The organism is Amycolatopsis sp. NPDC041971 (assembly GCF_055588925.1).
The window spans coordinates 174003-193984 of record NZ_JBVJCE010000014.1 but is presented as its reverse complement, the minus strand read 5'-3'; the positions used below and the strand labels follow the sequence as shown (position 1 = coordinate 193984).

The window sequence follows — 19982 nt, the reverse complement described above, 5'->3', positions numbered from 1 at the left end:
ACATGAAGGCCCCCTTCCTTGCGCCTAAGTACAGGAAGGGGTCCTTCATGTACTTCCGGCCGCCGAAAGTCGCCGCACTTAGTCGGCTGATGGCGCGGCCCCAGAACCCGCCGCCCCGAGTAACCGCTCAGCCAGAACCCGGCACCGCTCCCCCAGCTCCGCCGGTTCGAGCACCTCAAAAGAATGCCCCAGCAACACCACGTGCATCAGCAGGAAATCGAGATCCCCGGCCCCGCTCAACACCTCGCACCGCGAACGCCCCCGTTCCCGCACTACGGCCGCCGAGGCCGGAATCTGCGCCCGCACGACCGGAGCGGGTGCGTGCACCAGGAACCGCGCCTGGTGCCGGTAGACCCGGCTGGCGACGTTCTCCTGCACGTACGCCGCCGCGTCGGGTGCCGGGCGCGGGTGGAAACGCCACGAGCGCGGGGAAACCTCGGTCATCCGGTCGACACGGAAGGTACGCCAGTCGTCGCGGTCGAGGTCGTAGGCGAGCAGGTACCAGCGGCGCCCGGACGCCACCAGACGGTACGGCTCGACCCTGCGCACCGCGGAATCCGAGGAGGACGGATACGCGAAGCCCGCCTCGACCTCGTCGCGGCAGGCGCGGGCCAGTGTCAGGAGCACGTCGGGGTCGATCGGCGCGCGGCTTCCGTCGAAGGAGACCACCGAACCGGACAGCGCGCGCACCTCGTGCCGCAGTCTGGCGGGCAGCACCCGGTCGAGTTTCGCCAACGCCCGGAGCGTGGCCTCACCGCTGCCCGCGCCGGCGAGCAGCGAGACCGCGGTGGCGATCGCCTCCTCGTCATCCAGCAGCAACGGCGGCATGTCGTGGCCGGGGCCGAGCTGGTATCCGCCGCCCACACCGTTGCTCGCCTGCACCGGATAGCCGAGCGCGCGCAACCGCTCGACGTCCCGCCGGATCGTGCGCGGGGTGACACCGAGCCGCTCCCCCAGTTCCGGGCCGGTCCACACCGCGCGCTGTTGCAGCAGTCCGAGCAGGGTGAGCACCCGCTCGGTCGTCCCGCGCTCGTCCTCCATGTCACCCATCGTCCCGGAGATAGCGGACCGATCCTGTCCGCTAGGCGTGCCAGAGTAGTCCCATGAACCGCAAGAGCCGCGAATTCCAGGTCAGCTTCGACGCCCTTGACCCCAAGGCACTCTCGACCTTCTGGCGGGACGCCCTGGGCTACCTCCACCCCGGCCCTCCCGGGGTCGAGGTGCCCGAAGGCACCGATCCGCTGGACGCGTGGGACGAGTTCCTCGAGCGGGTCGGCGTGCCCGAGGATCAGCGCAACAGCCGCTCGGCCCTCGAAGATCCGGCAGGCGAGGGGCCGAAGATCTTCTTCCAGCAGGTCCCTGAGGACAAAATCGCCAAAAACCGCCTCCACCTCGACATCCGGGCCGCTCCCGGGCTGGTGGGAGACGAGCGCATGGCGGCGCTCGAAGCCGAGTGCGACAGGCTCGTCGCCCTGGGGGCCAAACGGGTTCAGCGCTTCGAGCCCGAGCAGCCGCTGAGCCTCGGCTTCATCGTGATGAACGACCCGGAAGGCAACGAATTCTGCCTCGACTGAGTCAGAACGTCGTCACGGCGATCGCGTTGTCCTCCAAGGAGCCGAAGTAGAGGGTGCCTGCCCGCTCGCGGACGCCGACGAGCACATGGAACCCGTCGATCTCCCCGCGTAGTTCGTGGACCTGCTTCCCGTCCGGGGTCACGCCGCGCACCCCGCATTCCCGCGCGGGCGCGGGCTGCAAGGAAGTCGGCAACGCCCGGACACCGGCCCGCAACGGCGCGGGGAGCTTCCGCACCAGAGAAAGCGCGGGCACCTTCGGACTCGCAACGGTGATCCAGATCAGCCCGTCGCTGCCGGTCGAGATGTTGTCGGGATACCCCCACAGGTCGTCGACGAGGTAGTCCCGCGTACCCGCCTTGTCGCCGGTGAGCCACACGCGCGCGACCCGGTAGGCACCGGTCTCGGCGACGGCCACATAGGACTCGTCGGGCGGCAGCGCGACGCCGTTGGCGAACTGGAAACCGTCGGCCAGCTGCTCGATCTTCCCGTCCGGCGTGCGCCGCAGGAGCCTGCCGCCGCCGGTCTGCTCGATCAGGTCGTCACGCCAGTTCTCGATGCCGAAGCGGCGCGACGAGTCGGTGAAGTACACCGTGCCGTCGGAAGCGACGGCGGCGTTGTTGCAGAACACGAAGTCGAGGCCCACGGCCGAAGTCGCCAGCGTGGTCACGGGACCGCCCGCGAGCGGCATGGTGAGCAGACCGGCCTTGGCGTCGCAGATCAGGAGGTCGTCGCCGTAGAACTCCAGCCCCAGCGGACGGCCGCCGGTGTCGCCGAGGACGTCGATCCGTTTGCCGTCCGGCGTGACGCGCAGGATCCGCCCGTCGTCGACGCCGGTGTAGATCCGCCCCTGATCGTCGACCACGACGTCCTCGGGACCGTGCCCGTTGACCGGGATGACCATGACCTCGCCGAACGCCATCGCGTGTCTCCTAGCGATAAGTGAGTAGCTTCGCGGCTTCCGCCTCGAAATGCGGATGTTCGTTGAACGACAACAAGGTCACCCCGCCGCGGCCGGACACCAGTTTGGTGATGCCCGCGTTCACGGTGACCCGGTTCAGCTTCAGCAGCCCCACCTCGGGCGTGCCCATGAGCGCGCCGCAGACCGTCGCGATCACACCGCCGGAGCTGAAGACGACGGCGTGCTCACCCTTGCCCAGCGACGCCACGACGTCGGCCAGCGCCCCGTTGACCCGCTCCAGGAACCGAGGCCAGGTTTCGGCACACGGACTGTCGTCACCGGCGGAGACCCAGGCGTTCAGCGCACCGTCGAGAGCGGCCTGATACGCGCGCGAATCGGTCTGCTGAACGCCGGCGGCGTGATACTCCGCGATGTCGACGTGGTCGTACTCGTTCCAGCGCTCGTCTTCGACGACGGCGATGCCGGAGTCGAGCGCCTTCAACGCCGTCGCGGCCGTGTCCCGTTGGCGAGCAAGGGAACCCGCTCGCGCCTGGGTGAATTCGACACCCCGGCGCAGCAGTTCTTCACCGACCACAGTGGACTGTTCGAAGCCGCGCGGCGAGAGCTGGTCGTAGTTCTCCGCGCCGAACGACGCCTGCCCGTGCCGGACCAGGTAGATCGCACCCACCTACGCGTGTCCTTCCGCGATGATCCGGCGGCAGCGCCCGTCGAGGTACCCGACGAACCGCCAGAGGTCCTTCAGCGCCGGGTTGGTCGTCTGTCCTTCGTGGAACCGGTAGTAGAGCTGCTGGATCACCACCGCGAGCCGGAACAGGCCGTACACCTCGTAGAAGGTCCAGTCGCCGATCCCGAGACCGGATCGCTCCGCGTACCGCCGCACGAACTCCTCACGCGTGTACATCCCGGGCACGTGCGTCGGCTGACGGCGGCTGAGCTTCATGACGTCGTCATCGTCGTCCTGTACCCAGTACGCCAGGGTGCTGCCCAGTTCCATCAGCGGATCGCCGAGGGTGGCCATCTCCCAGTCGAGCACGCCGACGATGTCGAGGTCCTCGTCGAGCACCAGGTTGTCGAGCCGGTAGTCATTGTGGATCAAGCAGATCTTGACCTCGGACGGCTGATTTTCCTTCAGCCACGCCATCACCTCGGCGCAGTCCGGGACGTTCTCCGTGCGCGCCTTGAGGAACCGCTCCGACCAGCCGCGCACCTGGCGTTCGACGTAACCGGCACCCTTGCCGAGGTCGGCCAGCCCCGCGGTTCCGACGTCGACGGCGTGCAGTTCGACCAGCCTGTCGACGACCTTGCCGCACAGCTCGCGCGCGCCCTCCGGCGACAGTTCGAGACCGGCGGGCAGATCTCCGCGCAGGATCAGGCCTTCGAGGCGTTCCATCACGTAGAAGTCGCCGCCGAGCACGGTTTCGTCGTCGCAGAACGCGAGCACCTCGGGCACGAAAGGGAAGACCGGCCGCAACCCGTGCTGGACCCGGAACTCGCGGCGCATGTCGTGCGCGGACGCGGCCTTGTGCCCGACCGGCGGGCGCCGCAGGATCAGTTCGCGGTCCGGATAGGTCAGCAGGTACGTGAGATTCGAGGCGCCGCCGGGGAATTGGCGGACCTCGGGCGGCGAGTCGCCGAGTCCGGGCATCCGCCCGACCAGCCAAGTGTGCACCGCGGCCGGGTCGAACGAGTCCTCTTCGCGTACCTCGACGGTCTTGTCCGAGACGGTCATCCGAACTTCTTCAGCAAAGGCGCCGGGACGAACGGGAAGAGCTTCGAGAGCACGCTCCACGGCCACGTCGGCACGAACGCCTTCGCCGTCTCGGATTCGATCGCCTTGACCAGCGCCTGTGCGCCGGGTTCCGCCCTGACGGCGCCCGGAAGTTTCGAGATGTCTTCGTTCATCTCCGATTCGATGAATCCGGGATGCAGCGTGGTGACCTTGATCGGCGTCTTCAGCAGCTCGATCCGGGTGCCCTCGGCGAACGCCGAGATACCCGCCTTCGAGGCGGCGTACGCGGTGGCGTTGCCGGGCACACCGCGAAGCGCGAGGAAGGAGGACACCACCACGAGGTGGCCGTCCTTCTGCTTGCGGAAGATGCCGACGGCGGCCTCGATCTGGGCGGCCGCGGCGAGGAAGTTCGTCTGGAGGGTCTGGCGGTTGGCGTCGAACCGGCCGGTGCCGACCCGCTGCCCCTTGCCGAGCCCCGCGTTCACGATCACACGGTCGAGGGAACCGAGCTCCTCGCGGAACTCCTCGAAGACGGCGAAGACCTGGTCGTGGTCGTTCACGTCCAGCTTCCGGGTGACCACGGTGATGCCGGGATAGGCCTTCTTGAGTTCCGCCGCGAGGGCTTCCAGCCGGTCGACCCGGCGGGCGGCCAGCGCCAGGTTGCGGCCTCTGGCGGCGTATTGCCTGGCCATTCCCTCGCCGAGTCCGGAGCTCGCCCCGGTGATCAGGATGTTCTTCCGCAGGACCATGGCTGGAGCTTACCGGTTGGTAACAACTCTGGAACCCCTCGGACAGGTGGCTGCCCCCGGCGCCTGGAGTTCGCTTTCCGCGGTCCGGGCGAAGCACTCCAAGCGTTTGCCACGTCGTCCGCGCCGAAGTCGACGACGAGCACGGGCTCACGGTGGCCGAACTGCGCTTCGACCGGCCCATCGACCACGGCGAGACGCAGCCGATCGAGTACTCGCTGATCAACCCCGGGCCGCCGTACCCGGAATGCCGGAACACGCGTTACCGCGAGTTCCGGCGTCCCGTGGGCGAGTACGTGCATGGAGGTCCGGTTCGACCCGGGCACCGTCCCGGCGAAATGCCGGCAGTACAGCACCCAAGGGCCCTTGGCGGGAAAAGTACGACTGGGAGTATCAAAGCAGCTTGTTGCGCAAGACCTTTCCGGTCGCGTTGCGCGGTAGCTCGTCGAGGAACTCCACCTCGCGCGGCACCTTGTACCGGGCGAGGTTGGCCCTGACGTAGTCCCGCACCCCGTCGACGTCCAGATCCGACTTCTCGGCCCGCACCACGAACGCCTTCAACCGCTGCCCGAACTCGGGATCGTCGACACCGACGACGGCGGCTTCGAGCACATCCTCACGTTCGACCAGGAGGTTCTCCACCTCGATCGGGAAGACGTTCTCGCCGCCGGAGACGATCATTTCGTCGTCGCGGCCGTCGATGAACAGCAGGCCGTCCTCGTCGAAGTGACCGACGTCGCCGCTGGAGAGCAGCCCGTCGATGATCTCCTTGTTGCGCCCGTCGGTGTAGCCCTGGAAGCTCAGCCCGCTGCCGACGAACACCCGGCCGGTGACATGCGGCTCGGTGATCTTGCCGCCCTTCTCGTCGTACAGCGCGACCTTGCAGCCCACCGGCGCGCGGCCGACCGTGCCCGGCGCCTTGCGCCAGTCCTCGGGGGTGGCCACCGTCGCGACCGCGACCTCGGTGGAGCCGTAGAGGTTGTGCACGACATCGCCGAACGCGGCGGTCGCGCGGTTCCCCAGATCCGGTGACAGCGCGGAGCCGGCGACGAAGATGATCCGCAGACACGAGGTGTCGTATTTGGCGCGGACCTCTTCGGGCAGGTCGACGATCCGTTGCAGCATCGTCGGCACGAGGACCAGCGTGGTGCAGCGGTTCTCCGCGACACCCCGCAGCGTCTCCTCCGGCACGAACTTGCGCCGCATGACGACCTTCGAACCGAGCGCGAAGGACAGGATGAACTGCGACAACCCGGTGCCGTGGAACAGCGGCGCGCCCATGTAGGTCGCCTCGCCGGTCCGCAGCGGGATGCGGTCGAGGAACTGCGCGGAGGCGAGCGCGGAGGTGTGCGGCCGCGGAGCGCCCTTCGGCGTGCCGGTGGTGCCGCTGGTCAGCAGGATGAACCCGCCCGGTTTGGCGGGCGCCGGCCACGGCCGGTCGTCGGTGCTGGCGACCAGTTCGGTGACGATCGGGATCTCGTGCCCGGAGAGCTCGGCGTCCGAATCGACCCACGCGAGGTAGTGGTCGACGTCGCCCTCGACGACGTCCAGCAGGTCGGTGAACTCCTGGTCGTACACGAGCGCTGTGACGCCTTCACGCTTCGCGACGTCCGCGAGCTGCGGTTTGGCGAACCCGGTGTTCATCAGCAGCAGCTTCGCGCCGAGTTTGCCCGAGGCGAGCATCGTCAGCACGAGACCGCGGTGGTCGCGGCACAGCGCGGCGATCACCGAACCCGGGCCGAGGCCGCGCTCGGACCACGCCCTCGCCAGCGCGTTCGACTGCGTGTCGAGCTGTTTGAAGGTCAGCGGGCCGAGTTCGTCGATGATGCCGGTCGCGGTCGAGTCCCGGCGGGCGGCGATCATGTTCGCCCCGGCGAACGGACCCCACTTCCGCACCAAGACCAGCGAACGCAGGCCCTCGTCGACCCGCGGGATGGGGAGCAGGCCCGCTTGGCGCATCACGTCGATACTGCGCACGGTCTCGGTCACCTTGCCCGCCACCAGGGTGGCCAGGCCGGTGGGGTTTCTCATCCGGGCACCTCCGTTGCTGCTGCGGCGAGACACCATGCCCCGGGGTTCGCGTACCGGCGGTATGGGTTGCTACTCGACAGTAGCCGACCGATAGCGCAGGCGCACTAACCGTCTGGTGACAGAAATGTCGGAGGGAACCACCACAATGTGAGTGTGCAGGCGATCGCAGGTCAAGAGGAGGATGGCGACTTCGCGATCGCTCTTTCCGGGCAACCGCCGCGGCGGGGCATGAAGCTCCCGGAATTCGTCGGCGAAGTACAACGGTGGGAGGCGGAGCACTCACCCCGTTGGGTGTTTCCGTCGGTCGAAGGGACATACCCGGCGTTGATCAAGGCGGGCGTCCGGGTGCGGCGCTGTCATGACCTGGCGCTGACCGAGGGGCTACTCCTGGCCCACGAAGGCCGTCCGCAGGAGTCGCGGAGCCTGCGCGCCGCGCTGGCCAGGGCGAACGGGCAGGAGGCGCCCGCCGACGAGCCGCCGCTGTGGGCCGAGGACGACCAGCCGACGCTGTTCGAGACACGCGGCCCGCGGCTGCCTTCCGGCGTCACCGTGCTCGACGCGGCGCGCCGGGTGCTGGCCGAGCAGGAGAAGCGGGTCGCCGTCACCGATCATCCGGAGCGGCTCCGGCTGCTCTTCGCGGCGGAGTCGGCGAGCGCGCTCGCGGCCGCGGAGATGTCCGCCGACGGGCTGCCGTGGCGGGCCGATCTGCATCTGGCGTTGCTCGCCGACCAGCTCGGGCCCCGCGTCCCGGCCGGGCACCGGCCGAAACGGCTGGTCGAGCTGGCGGCGAAGATCAGCGACGCGTTCGGCGGGCGCCCGGTCAACCCGGACGCCCCGGCCAGCGTCGTCCGGGCGCTCGGGCGGGAGGGCATCGAGGTCACGTCGGCCAGGAAGTACCTGCTGCGCGACATCGACCACCCCGCCGTCCCGCCGCTGCTGGAGTACAAGGAACTCGCGCGGCTGCATTCGGCCAACGGCTGGACGTGGCTCGACGAGTGGGTGCACGACGGCCGGTTCCGCCCGCATTACGTCGTGGGCGGAGTCGTTTCCGGCCGCTGGGCGAGCCGGGGCGGGGGCGCGCTGCAGATCCCGAAGATCCTGCGGACCTGCGTCCGGGCCGATCCGGGCTGGAAACTGGTCGTCGCCGACGCCGCCCAGCTGGAGCCGCGAGTGCTGACGGCGTTGTCCGGAGACCGCAAACTGGCCGAGGTCGCCGCAGCCACGGATCTGTACGCGAGCCTCGCCGAGGCGATGTTCTCCGGAGTGCGCCGCCTGCCGGTGCCGGCTTGGGACGACAGGGACGATCGAGACCGCGCGAAGATCGCGATGCTGTCGGCGATGTACGGCGGCACGTCCGGGGAGGCGGGGCCGCTGCTGGCGTTGCTGCGGACCAGGTTCCCCGACGCGGTGTCCTATGTGGAGCGTGCCGCGCAGGCAGGCGAACGCGGTGAGCGCGTCCGCTCCCGGCTGGGCCGGACCTCACCCGCGCCGTCGGAAGCCTGGCGCGCGCTGACCGGCGGCGTCGCGGAGGACGAGGCCGCCGAACTCAAGGCCCGGCAGGCGTCCCGTAACTGGGGCCGCTTCACCCGCAACTTCGTCGTGCAGGCGAGCGCCGCGGACATGACCGCGATCCTGCTGGCGACCCTGCGGAGCAAGCTCCCCACCCCCGCGCACCTGGTGTTCTTCCAGCACGACGAGGTCCTGGTGCACACCCCGGCCGAGTTCGCCGACGAGGTCTCGAAGTCCATTGTGGACAGCATGGCCGAGGCGGCGCGGATGATGTTCGGTCCCGCTTGCCCGGTCCGGTTCCCGCTGCACATCGCCGCCGTGGACACCTACGCCGACGCGAAGTGACCCGACCGTGCCGTCCGCCCAAACACGCGTGTCGTCCATCTGATCACGTGAGTTCCGCCTTCAATCACGTGAGTGCGCCGCTCAATCACGCGAGTTCCGCCTTCAGTCACGACTACCCGTGCCAGGGGGCAACAACACGCGTGGTGGAACTCCGCACACCCGTGATCAAAGACGGAACTCGCGTGCTTGGGCACGGGACTCGCGTGATGGGGCGGCGAACTCGGGTCAGGAGGCGGCGTCGTCCAGTGCCTTGATGACCCGCTTCAGCGAGACGGGGTGGGCGGTACCGAGCGTCTGGGCGAAGAAGCTGACCCGCAGTTCCTCGATCATCCACCGGATCTCCCGCAGCGCGGGTGAGGAGGTTCCTGGCGGCAGCGCGTCGAGCGCCGCCTGGTACTCGTTGCGAAGCCAGGCGATGTCGCCGGTGCGCTGGATGTCGCGCGTGGGCTCGGTCGGGAGCTTCTCCAGCCGCCGTTCGATCCCCCGCAGGTACCGGACGACGTGCTTCAGCCTGTTCTGCCCGGTGTCGGTGACGAAACCCTTGTGCACCAAGCCGTCCAGCTGCGTACGGATGTCCGCGAGCGAATCCGCCGGGCCGCGGGTGTCGGCCAGCCGCGTTTCGACGTCGTTGGCCGCGCGCAGGATCTTCTCGACGTTGGTCAGCACGTCGAGCACTCCGGAATTCAGCCCGGCGCGCACCTTTTCCAGCAGGACGGCGAATCCGGCCTCGTCCCAGCGTGGACCGCCGTTGTCGGCCACGAGTTCGTCGACGGCGCAGTCGACGCAGTCTTCGAGCAGAGCCGCCACGGAGCCGTGCGGATTCCGGTTCAGCACGAGTTTCGACGAGTTACCGAGGTTGCGGGTGATGAACTTCATCGGTGACGGCAGATTCAGCCGCAGCATCCGCCGCGTGCCCGCCCACATCGACTGTTCCTGCTGCCCCGGCGTGTCCAGCAGCCGCACCGCGACGGTGCCGCCTTCGTCCACCAGTGCCGGATACGCCTTGACGTCGTGCCCGCGCTGCTTGCTCGCGAACACCTTCGGCAGCTCGCCGAACGCGGGCGTCGTCAGGCCCTGGCGCTCGATGCTGTCGGCGGCCTTCGAGATCGTCGCGCGCACCTGGCCGCTCAGGTCTCGTTTGAGCGCCTCGATGTCCTTGCCCTCGGACACCTTCTTGCCGCGGACGTCGACCACGCGGAACGTCATCTTCAGATGTTCGGGGACGGCGGACAGCTGCCAGGCGTCGTCGGGGATCACCACCCCGCGCAAGGCCTCCAGTTCGTCGGCGACCGCGTGCGGCAGCGGCCCGTCGGCCGGGCCGACCCGCGAGAGCACCAGTTTCGCGTGATCGGGTGCCGGCACGAAGTTGCGCCGAATCGTCTTGGGCAGCGACTTGATCAGCTGCGTCACCAGTTCTTCGCGCAGGCCCGGCACCTGCCAGTCGAAGCCGTCCGGGGTGACCTGGTTCAGCACCGGCAGCGGAATGTGCACGGTGACGCCGTCGGCGTCCGCACCCGGCTCGAACTGATACGTGAGCTTGAAGGTCTGGCTGCCCTGCGTCCAGAAGTCGGGGTAGTCGGCCTCGCGCACGCCGCCCGCGGTCTCGTTGATGAGCATCGTCTTCTCGAAGCTCAGCAGATCGGGCTCGGTGTGCCGTGCCTTCTTCCACCAGCTGTCGAAATGCCGCGCGGAGACGACGTCGGGCGGGACACGCTGGTCGTAGAACTCGAACAGCGTCTCGTCGTCGACCAGGATGTCGCGGCGGCGAGCCCGGTTCTCCAGGTCCTCGACCTCTTCGAGCAGCGCGCGGTTCTCGGCGAAGAACTTGTGCCTGGTCTCCCAGTCTCCTTCGACGAGCGCGTGCCGGATGAACAGCTCGCGGCTCACCTCGGGGTCGATGCGGCCGTAGTTGACGCGGCGGTCGGCGACGAGCGGGACCCCGTACAGGGTCACCTTCTCCAAGGCCATCACCGCACCCTGTTTGCGTTCCCAGTGCGGCTCGGAGTAGTTCCGCTTCACCACGTGACCGGCGAGCGGCTCGATCCATTCCGGCTCGATCCGCGCGTTCACCCGGCCCCACAGGCGCGAGGTCTCGACCAGCTCGGCCGACATGACGAACCGCGGCTGCTTCTTGAACAGCGCCGAACCCGGGAACACCGAGAACCGCGCCCCGCGCGCGCCGAGATAGTCGCCCTTGGCCGGATCCTTGAGGCCGACATGCGACAGCAGCCCGGCGATCAGCGACGTGTGCACCCGTTGCGGATCGGCCGGGCCGTCCGTGTTGAGCGTGATGCCGAGCGGTTTGGCCAGCTGACGAAGCTGGCTGAAGATGTCCTGCCATTCGCGGATGCGCAGGTAGTTCAGGTACTCGTTGCGGCACATCCGGCGGAACTGGCCGGTGGACAACGCCTTCTGCTGCTCGGTGACGTACTCCCACAGGTTCAGGTACGCCAGGAAGTCCGACGTCTTGTCCGCGAACCGCGCGTGCTGCTCGTCCGCCGCCTGCTGCTTCTCCGCCGGCCGCTCACGCGGGTCCTGAATGGACAGTGCGGCCGCGATGATCATCACTTCGCGGACGCAACCGTTGCGGGAGGCCTCCAGCACCATCCGCGCCATCCGCGGGTCGACCGGCAGCAGCGCGAGCTTGCGGCCGGTCTCGGTGAGCTTCTTGCCGTCGGACATCTCGAAGGCGCCGAGTTCCTGCAGCAACTGGACGCCGTCGGTGACCTGACGGCGATCCGGCGGCTCCACGAAGGGGAACGCCGCGATGTCACCGAGCCCGAGCGAGGTCATCTGCAGGATGACCGACGCGAGGTTGGTCCGCAGGATCTCCGGATCGGTGAACTCGGGCCGGGCGTCGAAATCGTCTTCGGAGTACAGCCGGACGCAGATACCGTCGGACGTCCGGCCGCACCGGCCCTTGCGCTGGTTCGCCGACGCCTGCGACACCGGCTCGATCGGCAGCCGCTGCACCTTGGTGCGGTGGCTGTAGCGCGAGATCCGCGCGGTGCCGGGGTCGACGACGTACTTGATGCCCGGCACGGTCAGCGACGTCTCGGCGACGTTCGTGGCCAGCACGACGCGGCGCCCGGTATGGCGCTGGAACACCCGATGCTGGTCCGACGACGAGAGCCGCGCGTACAGCGGGAGGATCTCGGTGTTCCTGAGGTCCTGTTTGGACAAGGCGTCCGCGGCGTCGCGGATCTCCCGCTCGCCGGAGAGGAACACCAGGATGTCGCCCGGTCCCTCGTGCTGGAGTTCGTCGACGGCGTCGCAGATGGCCTGCGTCTGGTCACGGTCCTGGTCGGCGTCCGGGTCGTCGGGGTCGATGATCGGCCGGTAGCGGACCTCGACCGGATACGTCCGGCCGGAGACCTCGACGATCGGCGCGTCGTCGAAGTGCTTGGAGAACCGCTCCGGATCGATCGTCGCCGAGGTGATGATCACCTTGAGGTCGGGGCGGCGCGGCAGGAGCTGTTTGACGTAGCCGAGGATGAAGTCGATGTTGAGGCTGCGCTCGTGCGCCTCGTCGATGATCAGCGTGTCGTACTGCCGCAGCATCCGGTCGGTCTGGATCTCGGCGAGCAGGATGCCGTCCGTCATCAGCTTGACCAGCGTGTTCTGGCCGGAGTGGTCGGTGAACCGGACCTTGTAGCCGACGGCCTCGCCGAGTTCGGTGTTCAGCTCGGAGGCGATGCGGTCGGCGACCGTGCGCGCGGCCAGCCGCCTCGGCTGCGTGTGCCCGATCTGGCCGCGGATGCCGCGACCGAGTTCGAGACAGATCTTCGGCAGCTGGGTCGTCTTCCCGGAACCGGTCTCCCCCGCGACGATCACCACCTGGTGGTCGCGAATGGCCTCGGCGATCTCGTCCTTGCGCCGGCTGACGGGCAGCTCTTCGGGGAACGAGATCTTCGGGACGTTGTCGCGCCTGCGGGTGACCCGCAGTTCGGCGGCCTCGATGTCGGCCTCGATCTGCGCGGCGATCGACTCGGCGTCACGCCCTTTCCGGGCACCGTCGAGCCGGCGCCGGAGGCGGTGCTCGTCGCGCGACATCAGTTCGGGCAGACGAGCGCGCAGGGCGCCGAGCGGGGAAGGTTGAGAAGCCATGACCGGCACCAGGATAGCCGTGCGTGACGATCAGGGCCTCCGAATATGCCGGAGACGACACCACCCAGGCATTTCGTCCTCTGAATGCGGTGGTCGGCAGTGCGAACCACCGCATTCAGAGGACGAAACGCGGGAGTCAGGAGCGCGTGAGGGAGCCCGGGGTGAGGTCGGCCAGGGTCCGGTGCCCGGACAGGCCCATGGTCAGGTCGAGGTCGGCGAGCAGGCTCCGCAGCACGTGCCGGACGCCGTCCTCCCCCGCGTGCGCCAGGCCGTACACCCACGGCCGCCCCACCAGCACGGCCTTCGCCCCGAGCGCGAGCGCTTTGGCGATGTCGGCGCCGGTGCGGATCCCGGAGTCGAACAGGATCTCGAGCCGGTCGCCGACCGCGGCGACGATCTCCGGGAGCGCGTCGAGCGAGGCGATCGCGCCGTCGACCTGGCGGCCGCCGTGGTTGGACACGACGATCCCGTCCATCCCGGCCTCGACGGCGCGGCGGGCGTCGTCGGGGTGCTGGACGCCCTTGAGCACGATCGGCCCGTCCCAGTGCTCGCGCAGGAACGGCAGCCGGTCCCAGGTGCTGTCCGTGCCGGTGATCATCGAGATCCAGCGCAGGATCGCGGTGGGCGGGTCCTCTTCGGGCGTCTTCTCCAGCAGGCCGCGGAACACCGGGTCGCTCAGCGGGACGCCGAGCCCGATGCCCTTGATGAAGGGCAGGTACGCGTGGTCGAGGTCGTTCGGGCGCCACGCGAGCGTCCAGGTGTCGAGCGTGACCACGAGCGTGGTGAACCCCGCGGCCTTCGCCCGCGCCAGGATGCTCGCGCAGACCTCGTTGTCCGTCGGCCAGTACAGCTGGAACCAGCGCGGCCCCTCGCCACTGGCCTCGGCGACGTCCTCGATGCTCGTGGAGGACGCCGTCGACATGACGTACGGCAGCCCGACCGACGCCGCCGCCCGCGCGGCCGCCGGCTCGGCACCCTCGTGCACGATCGACTGGACACCGACCGGCGCCAGCAACACCGGCGCCGGCACCGGCGTCCCCAGCACCGTCGTCGACAGGTCGCGTTCGGTGGCGCCGGTGAGCATCCGGGGCACCAGGCGCCAGCGGTCGAAGGCCTCCCGGTTGGCGCGGGCGGTCGCGCCGGAACCGGCCGAGCCCGCGACGTACCAGAACGGCCCCGGCTCGAGGATCTCCCGCGCCGACTCCTCCAGTTTCGTGGCGTCGGTGGAGCACGGCGGTAAGGTCCCGCCGAGCCCTTGCAGGTAGATCTCGTTCTGGTAGCCACCGAACCGTTCCGTCACCCAGGCCTCCTTGTCACGTCGCCCGTGCCACCTGTTCGCGGTCCCGGCGGGTCGAAGTGCCCCGGACGATACCCGCCGGTAGCAACCAGGTGAGTTTCTCCGAGCGGATGACCGCGACTGGACCGATCACGGCCAGCAGCAGGACATAACCCGCGATGAACGGCGCGACCCGCGAGTCCAGCCCGGCCGCCGTCGCCATCGCGGCGAGCACCAGCGAGAACTCGCCCCGGGTGAGCACGGTCAGCCCGATGTTCACCCCGGACTGGCGATCGAACCCGTTCAGCCGCGCGGCGAGCGCGCCCGCGCCCAGGTTCGCCGCGATCGTCAGCGCCACCGCGATCAGCACCGGCACGACCACCGAACCGACCGCGCCCGGGTCGATGCTGAGCCCGAAGATGAAGAAGAACAGCGCGCCGAACGCGTCCCGCAACGGGAGCACCAGTTTGTGGATGCGCGGCGCGACCTTCGACCCGCCGAGCATCATGCCGACCATGAACGCGCCGATGGCGTCGGACACCCCGACCTCCTCGGCGACGGCGGCACCCATGACCGCGACACCGACGAAGCAGACGGTCAGCAGTTCGTCGTCGGCCGAACCGAACAGCTTCGACACCACCCGGCCGCCCCAGCGGGCGAGCGCGGCCATCACGATCAGGAACGCGAAGGCCTTGCCGAAGTCGGCCATCGCCGAACCGAAGCTCCCGGCGCCGGACAGCACCGGCTGCAGCAACGCCAGGTACAGCGCGAGGAACAGGTCCTCGATCACGATGATGCCCATGATCAGCCGGGATTCGGGATTGTTCATCCGGCGGGATTCGAGCAGGAGTTTCGTGACGATCGCCGACGACGAGATACCGATGGCCCCGGCGATGACCAGCGCTTCCCGGGTCCCCCAGCCCAGCAGGAAGCCGAAGCCGAGCCCGCCGCCGATGTTGAGGATCAGGTAGATCAGCCCGGACCAGACGAGTTTGCGCCCGCCCTTGGCCAGGTCGTCGAGGGAGAATTCGAGGCCGAGGTAGAACAGGAGGAAGACGAGACCGAGCCCGGCGAGTACACCGAGTTCGGCCGGATCGTCCACAAGGGACAGTCCGGGGGTGTTGGGGCCGAAGACGAATCCGGCCAGCATGAACAGGGGGATGGTCGGCAGCCCGATGCGGGCGCCCGCTCTGGCGATGACACCGGCGGCGAGGAACGCCCCGCCGACGGCCAGCAGGGCATGACCGGAACTCATGGAGACCTCCGATAAATGGCTGATGCGGCTTGAGGACCGGTATCAGCGCGGAGGTGCCCGTGCGGGAGCCTGCGGCACCGCACGGGTGACGACGACGGGTTCGCCCCGCTCAGGGGCCTGACCGACGTCGAGGAGGTCGGCGGTCGCCGTTTCGGCGGGCACGTCGGCGAGGGGGACGGCTTGCCCGCCGTGGAAGGCGGGCAGCGGTTGGGTCGCGAAGACGGCGACCGGATCTTCCGTCTCGGCTCGGCCGTGCCCGTGGGGAACGGTCGGCGTGACGAAGGCGAAGACGAGTAAGATCAGGAGAAAGAAGACGGAACGGTGCCGTGGTGCGGGGGCACGGTTCGTCGTCATCTGACCGGTACTTTACCAGTCCTTTATAGACAAATCGACGAGGGATCCGTCACCGGGAAAGACCCAGACGCGCACAGGTCGTCGTGGAAGGCCGCGGACAACACGTCGACCAGAGTGTCCATTTCGGACGGTGCGGGGCGCGGACGATCATCGTCCCGCCCTGGGTCCGGCGGGTTCGGCGCCCTCGTCCTCGAGCGGACCACCGATGGCGGCATACGTGCCGGGATCGGTGGTCCGCAACACTTCCGCACGCAGGAAACCGACCAACGCCGCGACGAGCACGAGACCGGGCAGGCCCCAGCGCAACAGGAACGTCCCGGCCGGGCCGAGCAGCAGGTCGAAATTGAGCAGGATCAGCGCGAGGACGGCCGACAACGCGAGGATCGCCAGCCCCGGCGCGATCCAGCGGCGCCAAGCGTTTTCGGCGTGCCGTCGCCGTTTGAAAAAGCCGATCACCGAAAGCGAGACGGCGATCATGATCACCACGACCCCGGTGGACGCCGTCGTGCCGAGCCAGGTGAACAGTTCGGTCACCGGATCGCGGTCCGCGATCGCGAACAGTGACACGACCACCAGTGCGAGCGCGGTCTGCGCGAGCGAACCGGCCACCGGCGCGCCGGTGCGTTTGCTGGTCTTGGCCAGCGATCGCGGCAGCAACCCTTCCCTGCCCAGCGCGAAGAAATACCGGGCGACGGCATTGTGGAAGCTCAGCAACGCCGCGCACTGCCCGGTCACGAACAGCGTGTACGCGACGTCGGAGAACGTGTCGCCGAGATGCTGTCCCGCCAGGGTGAACAGCAGGTCGGGGCCCTGGGCGGCCGCGGTGGTGACGATGATGTCCGGCCCGGTGCCCACCGCCAGCGCGAGCGACGAGACGACGTAGAGCACCGCGGTGAGACCGATCGCCGCGAACGTCGCCCTGCCGACCGTGCGGCTGGGTTCCCGCGTCTCCTCGCCGTAGGTCGCCGCGCCCTCGAAACCGATGAACGCGGCGGCGGAGAACGCGAACACCGCGCCCACACCGGTCGTGAACAGGCTCGACGGCTCCAGCGGAACCCACGAAACACTTCCGCCCGCCGGATTCGCGAACAACGCGATGTCGACGATCGCGACGACGGCGACCTCGAGGCACAGCGCCACCCCGAGCACCTTGGCGTTGAGATCGACCCGCAGGACACCGAGCGCGCCGACGACCAGCACCATCACCAGCGCGCACAGCCACCACGGCGGCGGGGATCCGGTGAGGGTGCCCAGCCACGTCGACACCGACCAGCCGAACAGGCCGTAGATGCTGATCTGGATGGCGTTGTAGGAGAACAGCGTGACGAACGCGATCCCGGCGCCGGTGGATTTGCCGACCCCGTTGGCGACGTAGGGATAGAACGCGCCCGCGTTGGTGATGTAGCGGCTCATCGCGGAGTAGCCGACCGCGAACAACCCCAGGATCGGGGCGAGCAGGAGGAACGACAGCGGCACCCCGACGCTGCCGGTGACCGCGTAGTTCGTCGGGACCCCGCCCGCGATGGCGAAGAGCGGACCCGCCGCGGCCACCACGAAGAAGACGATCTGCGCGGCTCCGAGCCGTCGATGGCCGAGACCGCGCCGCGGTCTTTGCGTACCCATGAACCCGTCCCCCCGGACGTCGGTTTGGCGCTGAAGGCTCTTGATCTTGAGAGAGCCATCCCACCCTAGGGCCGGGCCCCCCGGCGAGGTACGTCCGTTCAGGCTAAAAACGGACCTCGGGTCGCAGCGGTACCCGCGCTACCGCTACCTTGGCCGTCCCGCACCACAACGCCGGAGGGCGTGCCATTCATGCGTCGGCTGACCTTGGTCGATTCCCTGTTCTTCCTCGCCCACGACGAGTTCACCGGAAAACCCGCGCTGCGCCGCACGGGGCTCGGCATCGGAATGGCCGGTTCCGCGCTCTGCGATCTCCTCCTCGCCGAGCGGATCACCGTGGAACGCAAGCGAATCCGCCCACTGTCCCGGCGCGGCCTCGCGCATCCCCCGCTGGATCGGGTGTTTTCGGAAATCCTCCGCGAACGCGAGCCGCACACCGTCCGGGATTGGGTCAGCCATCTTCGCCACGATCTCGGTGGAACGGTGGCGGAAAATCTGCTCGCCGCGGGCGTGATCGACCGCGAGACCGACCGGATGCTCATGCGGAAGAATCACCGGTACCCGCCGCGGGATCTGCTGATGTCGACGGCCGCGCGCAGCAAGTCGAGGGCGGCCGTCCTCGGCACCGAACAGCCGGATCCGCATTCGGTCTGCCTGGCGCTGCTGGCCTGGACCATCGGTCTCGACGACTTCTGCGAACCGGAACTCGACCGCGCCGGCCTGCGGAGCTGGGCCGAGTCCACGCACCGAGACCTCCCGAGGGCGCTCGCCGAGCTGATCACGGGGGTGGACGCGGTGAGCGCCGCCGTCGTCTACACCGGCGACAGGCGATGATCGGCGGTAGCCTGACACCCATGCCCACCGACCGTGACCACGACGTCGTACTGTTCGGCGCCACCGGGTTCACCGGTGGCCTGACGGCGGAGTATCTCGCCCGCGCCGCCCCGCCCGGTCTGCGCCTTGCCTTGGCCGGACGCGATCCCGTCAAGCTGGAAGCGTTGCGGGAAAGGCTTTTCTCGATCAACCCGGAGCTCTCCGGACTGTCGTTGTCGCGAGCCGACGTCTCCGATGCGGACTCACTGCGGAAGGTCGCGGAGTCCGCGAAGGTCGTCGCCACCACTGTCGGCCCGTACGTCCACTACGGAGAGCCGCTGGTCGCCGCGTGCGCCGAAGCCGGGACCGACTACGCCGATCTGTGCGGTGAGCCCGAGTTCGTCGACAGGATGTACGTCACCCACCATGCCCGCGCCGTCGAAACCGGTGCCCGGCTGGTACACGCGTGCGGTTTCGATTCGATCCCGCACGACCTCGGCAGCCTCTTCACCGTTTCCCAGTTACCGCGAGGGAAACCGATCCGCGTCGACGGATACGTGCGGGCGGGCGCGGTGCCGTCGGGTGGCACGTTCCTTTCGGCGCTGACGGCGTTTTCGAGGCTGCCGTCGAGTTTCCGCGCCGCACGGGACCGCGCGGCGGCCGAACCACGGCCGGAAGGCCGCCGAGCGCGTGCCACGCTCGGCACCCCGCACCGCGGCCCCGACGGTTTCTGGGCGGTACCGCTGCCGACCATCGACCCGATGATCGTCCAGCGTTCCGCCGCCGCCCTCCCCGCGTACGGCCCTGACTTCACCTACCGGCATTTCGCGGCGGTCAAACGGCTTCCGGTGGTGGCCGCCGGCGCGGCCGGGATGGGCCTCCTCTTCGCCGCCGCCCAGGTCCCGCCCGCGCGGCGGGCGCTGTCGAAGCTGCTGAAGCCCGGCGGCGGCCCGGACGAGCAGCGACGGGCGCGGTCGTGGTTCTCCGTGCGGTTCCACGCCGAAAGCGGCGGTGAACGCGTCGTGACCGAGGTGTCCGGCGGCGACCCGGGCTACGGCGAGACGGCGAAGATGCTCGGCGAGTCCGCCCTGTGCCTGGCGCTGGACGACCTGCCCGCGACGGCCGGGCAGGTCACCACGGCGACCGCGATGGGGCAGGCGTTGATCGACAGGCTGAGCGACGCGGGCCTGCGTTTCGCGACACTGCCCCACCACGTGGGCGAGGGTCAGCCGCCAGCGGGCACGGTGTAAAGCGTGACCTGCGGGTTCGCCGCGTAAAGCCCGTACAGGGTGAAGTCCTTCGAACTGCCCTTCGGACAGGCCTTCGGGCTGTAGGAGGTCCGGTTCTCGCTCGGCCAGTACACCTTGACCCGGGCGCACCTGTCGTCAGAGGCCGTGTCGACCACCCGACCGGAAACCGTCACGGTGTTGCCGCCGCACCTGACGGTGAACTCGGCCCAGCCACCCGGAACCGCCGAATAGTACGGCAGATTCCGGCACGTTTGCTGGATCGAAATCTCTTCGCTCGTCACCGACGGCGCCGCCGTGGCGGGAGTGGCCGCGAACAGCGACCCGAGCGCCATCGCCGTACCCGTGGCGGCGAGGCCGAATTTCTTGATGTTCATCTTCATCCCCTCAGTAGTAGGACTCTGCTCCACGAACCGTGCCAGGCGCGCTGAGTCCTCCGGCGCAGTTTTAGTTCTGG

Annotated in this window: 16 protein-coding genes and 1 pseudogene; 5 read left to right on the top strand and 12 right to left on the bottom strand. The window is 68.9% G+C overall.

Annotation, left to right across the window (positions count from 1 at the left end):
* Positions 1–78 precede the first annotated feature (78 nt).
* Positions 79–1041, bottom strand: coding sequence for a helix-turn-helix transcriptional regulator (locus ACZ6DT_RS26480; protein ID WP_465599957.1), 963 nt, complete (start codon positions 1039–1041; stop codon positions 79–81).
* A 62-nt stretch (positions 1042–1103) separates the two neighbouring features.
* Here ACZ6DT_RS26480 and ACZ6DT_RS26475 point away from each other — a divergent pair, with 62 nt between their 5' ends.
* The gene (locus ACZ6DT_RS26475; RefSeq protein WP_465599955.1) at positions 1104–1574 is read left to right on the top strand and encodes a VOC family protein; all 471 of its coding nucleotides are present in this window, start codon (positions 1104–1106) and stop codon (positions 1572–1574) included.
* Between the two features lies 1 nt (position 1575).
* On the opposite strand, the gene ACZ6DT_RS26470 is transcribed toward ACZ6DT_RS26475, so the two are convergent.
* From ACZ6DT_RS26470 to ACZ6DT_RS26455, 4 genes are read right to left on the bottom strand one after another with little or no spacing between them, the layout of a single operon-like run.
* Entirely contained in the window at positions 1576–2493 is a 918-nt protein-coding gene (locus ACZ6DT_RS26470; RefSeq protein ID WP_465599953.1) for an SMP-30/gluconolactonase/LRE family protein, read from the bottom strand.
* A gap of 10 nt (positions 2494–2503) precedes the next feature.
* Positions 2504–3160, bottom strand: a complete 657-nt coding sequence (locus ACZ6DT_RS26465; protein ID WP_465599951.1) for a histidine phosphatase family protein — start codon at positions 3158–3160, stop codon at positions 2504–2506.
* Positions 3161–4222 carry a phosphotransferase family protein gene (locus ACZ6DT_RS26460; protein ID WP_465599949.1) on the bottom strand — a complete coding sequence of 354 codons (1062 nt, stop codon included), beginning with the start codon at positions 4220–4222 and terminating at the stop codon, positions 3161–3163.
* Positions 4219–4971 carry an SDR family oxidoreductase gene (locus tag ACZ6DT_RS26455; RefSeq protein ID WP_465599947.1) on the bottom strand — a complete coding sequence of 251 codons (753 nt, stop codon included), beginning with the start codon at positions 4969–4971 and terminating at the stop codon, positions 4219–4221. The genes ACZ6DT_RS26460 and ACZ6DT_RS26455 overlap by 4 nt, the downstream gene beginning before the upstream one ends.
* Positions 4972–5078: 107 nt before the next feature.
* Between ACZ6DT_RS26455 and ACZ6DT_RS26450 the strand changes: the two are divergent.
* A pseudogene (locus tag ACZ6DT_RS26450) lies at positions 5079–5331 on the top strand (hypothetical protein); the annotation flags it as partial.
* Between the two features lie 30 nt (positions 5332–5361).
* Here ACZ6DT_RS26450 and ACZ6DT_RS26445 read toward each other — a convergent pair.
* Positions 5362–6999 (bottom strand): acyl-CoA synthetase, encoded by a 1638-nt coding sequence (locus ACZ6DT_RS26445; RefSeq protein WP_465599945.1) that lies wholly within the window; start codon positions 6997–6999, stop codon positions 5362–5364.
* A 147-nt stretch (positions 7000–7146) separates the two neighbouring features.
* Here ACZ6DT_RS26445 and ACZ6DT_RS26440 point away from each other — a divergent pair, with 147 nt between their 5' ends.
* On the top strand, positions 7147–8853 hold the full coding sequence (locus ACZ6DT_RS26440) for a bifunctional 3'-5' exonuclease/DNA polymerase (RefSeq protein WP_465599943.1): 1707 nt from the start codon (positions 7147–7149) through the stop codon (positions 8851–8853).
* Between the two features lie 225 nt (positions 8854–9078).
* Here ACZ6DT_RS26440 and hrpA read toward each other — a convergent pair whose 3' ends face one another.
* From hrpA to ACZ6DT_RS26415, 5 genes are all read right to left on the bottom strand, one after another.
* The gene (hrpA, locus tag ACZ6DT_RS26435) at positions 9079–12906 is read right to left on the bottom strand and encodes an ATP-dependent RNA helicase HrpA (RefSeq protein WP_465600059.1); all 3828 of its coding nucleotides are present in this window, start codon (positions 12904–12906) and stop codon (positions 9079–9081) included.
* A gap of 190 nt (positions 12907–13096) precedes the next feature.
* Positions 13097–14260, bottom strand: coding sequence for a lactate 2-monooxygenase (locus ACZ6DT_RS26430; RefSeq protein ID WP_465599941.1), 1164 nt, complete (start codon positions 14258–14260; stop codon positions 13097–13099).
* Between the two features lie 13 nt (positions 14261–14273).
* Positions 14274–15491: a cation:proton antiporter gene (locus ACZ6DT_RS26425; protein ID WP_465599939.1), complete on the bottom strand. Its 1218-nt coding sequence runs from the start codon at positions 15489–15491 to the stop codon at positions 14274–14276.
* A 42-nt stretch (positions 15492–15533) separates the two neighbouring features.
* The gene (locus tag ACZ6DT_RS26420) at positions 15534–15845 is read right to left on the bottom strand and encodes a hypothetical protein (protein ID WP_465599937.1); all 312 of its coding nucleotides are present in this window, start codon (positions 15843–15845) and stop codon (positions 15534–15536) included.
* 147 nt (positions 15846–15992) lie between these two features.
* Positions 15993–17468, bottom strand: coding sequence for an APC family permease (locus tag ACZ6DT_RS26415; protein ID WP_465599935.1), 1476 nt, complete (start codon positions 17466–17468; stop codon positions 15993–15995).
* Between the two features lie 189 nt (positions 17469–17657).
* Here ACZ6DT_RS26415 and ACZ6DT_RS26410 point away from each other — a divergent pair, with 189 nt between their 5' ends.
* Both ACZ6DT_RS26410 and ACZ6DT_RS26405 read left to right on the top strand, forming a co-directional pair.
* Complete coding sequence (locus ACZ6DT_RS26410) at positions 17658–18299, top strand: GOLPH3/VPS74 family protein (protein WP_465600057.1); 642 nt, start codon at positions 17658–17660, stop codon at positions 18297–18299.
* 20 nt (positions 18300–18319) lie between these two features.
* Complete coding sequence (locus ACZ6DT_RS26405; protein ID WP_465599933.1) at positions 18320–19528, top strand: saccharopine dehydrogenase family protein; 1209 nt, start codon at positions 18320–18322, stop codon at positions 19526–19528.
* Here ACZ6DT_RS26405 and ACZ6DT_RS26400 read toward each other — a convergent pair.
* Positions 19504–19902: a hypothetical protein gene (locus ACZ6DT_RS26400; protein ID WP_465599930.1), complete on the bottom strand. Its 399-nt coding sequence runs from the start codon at positions 19900–19902 to the stop codon at positions 19504–19506. The two genes, ACZ6DT_RS26405 and ACZ6DT_RS26400, sit on opposite strands and share 25 nt — an antisense overlap.
* Positions 19903–19982: the final 80 nt, after the last annotated feature.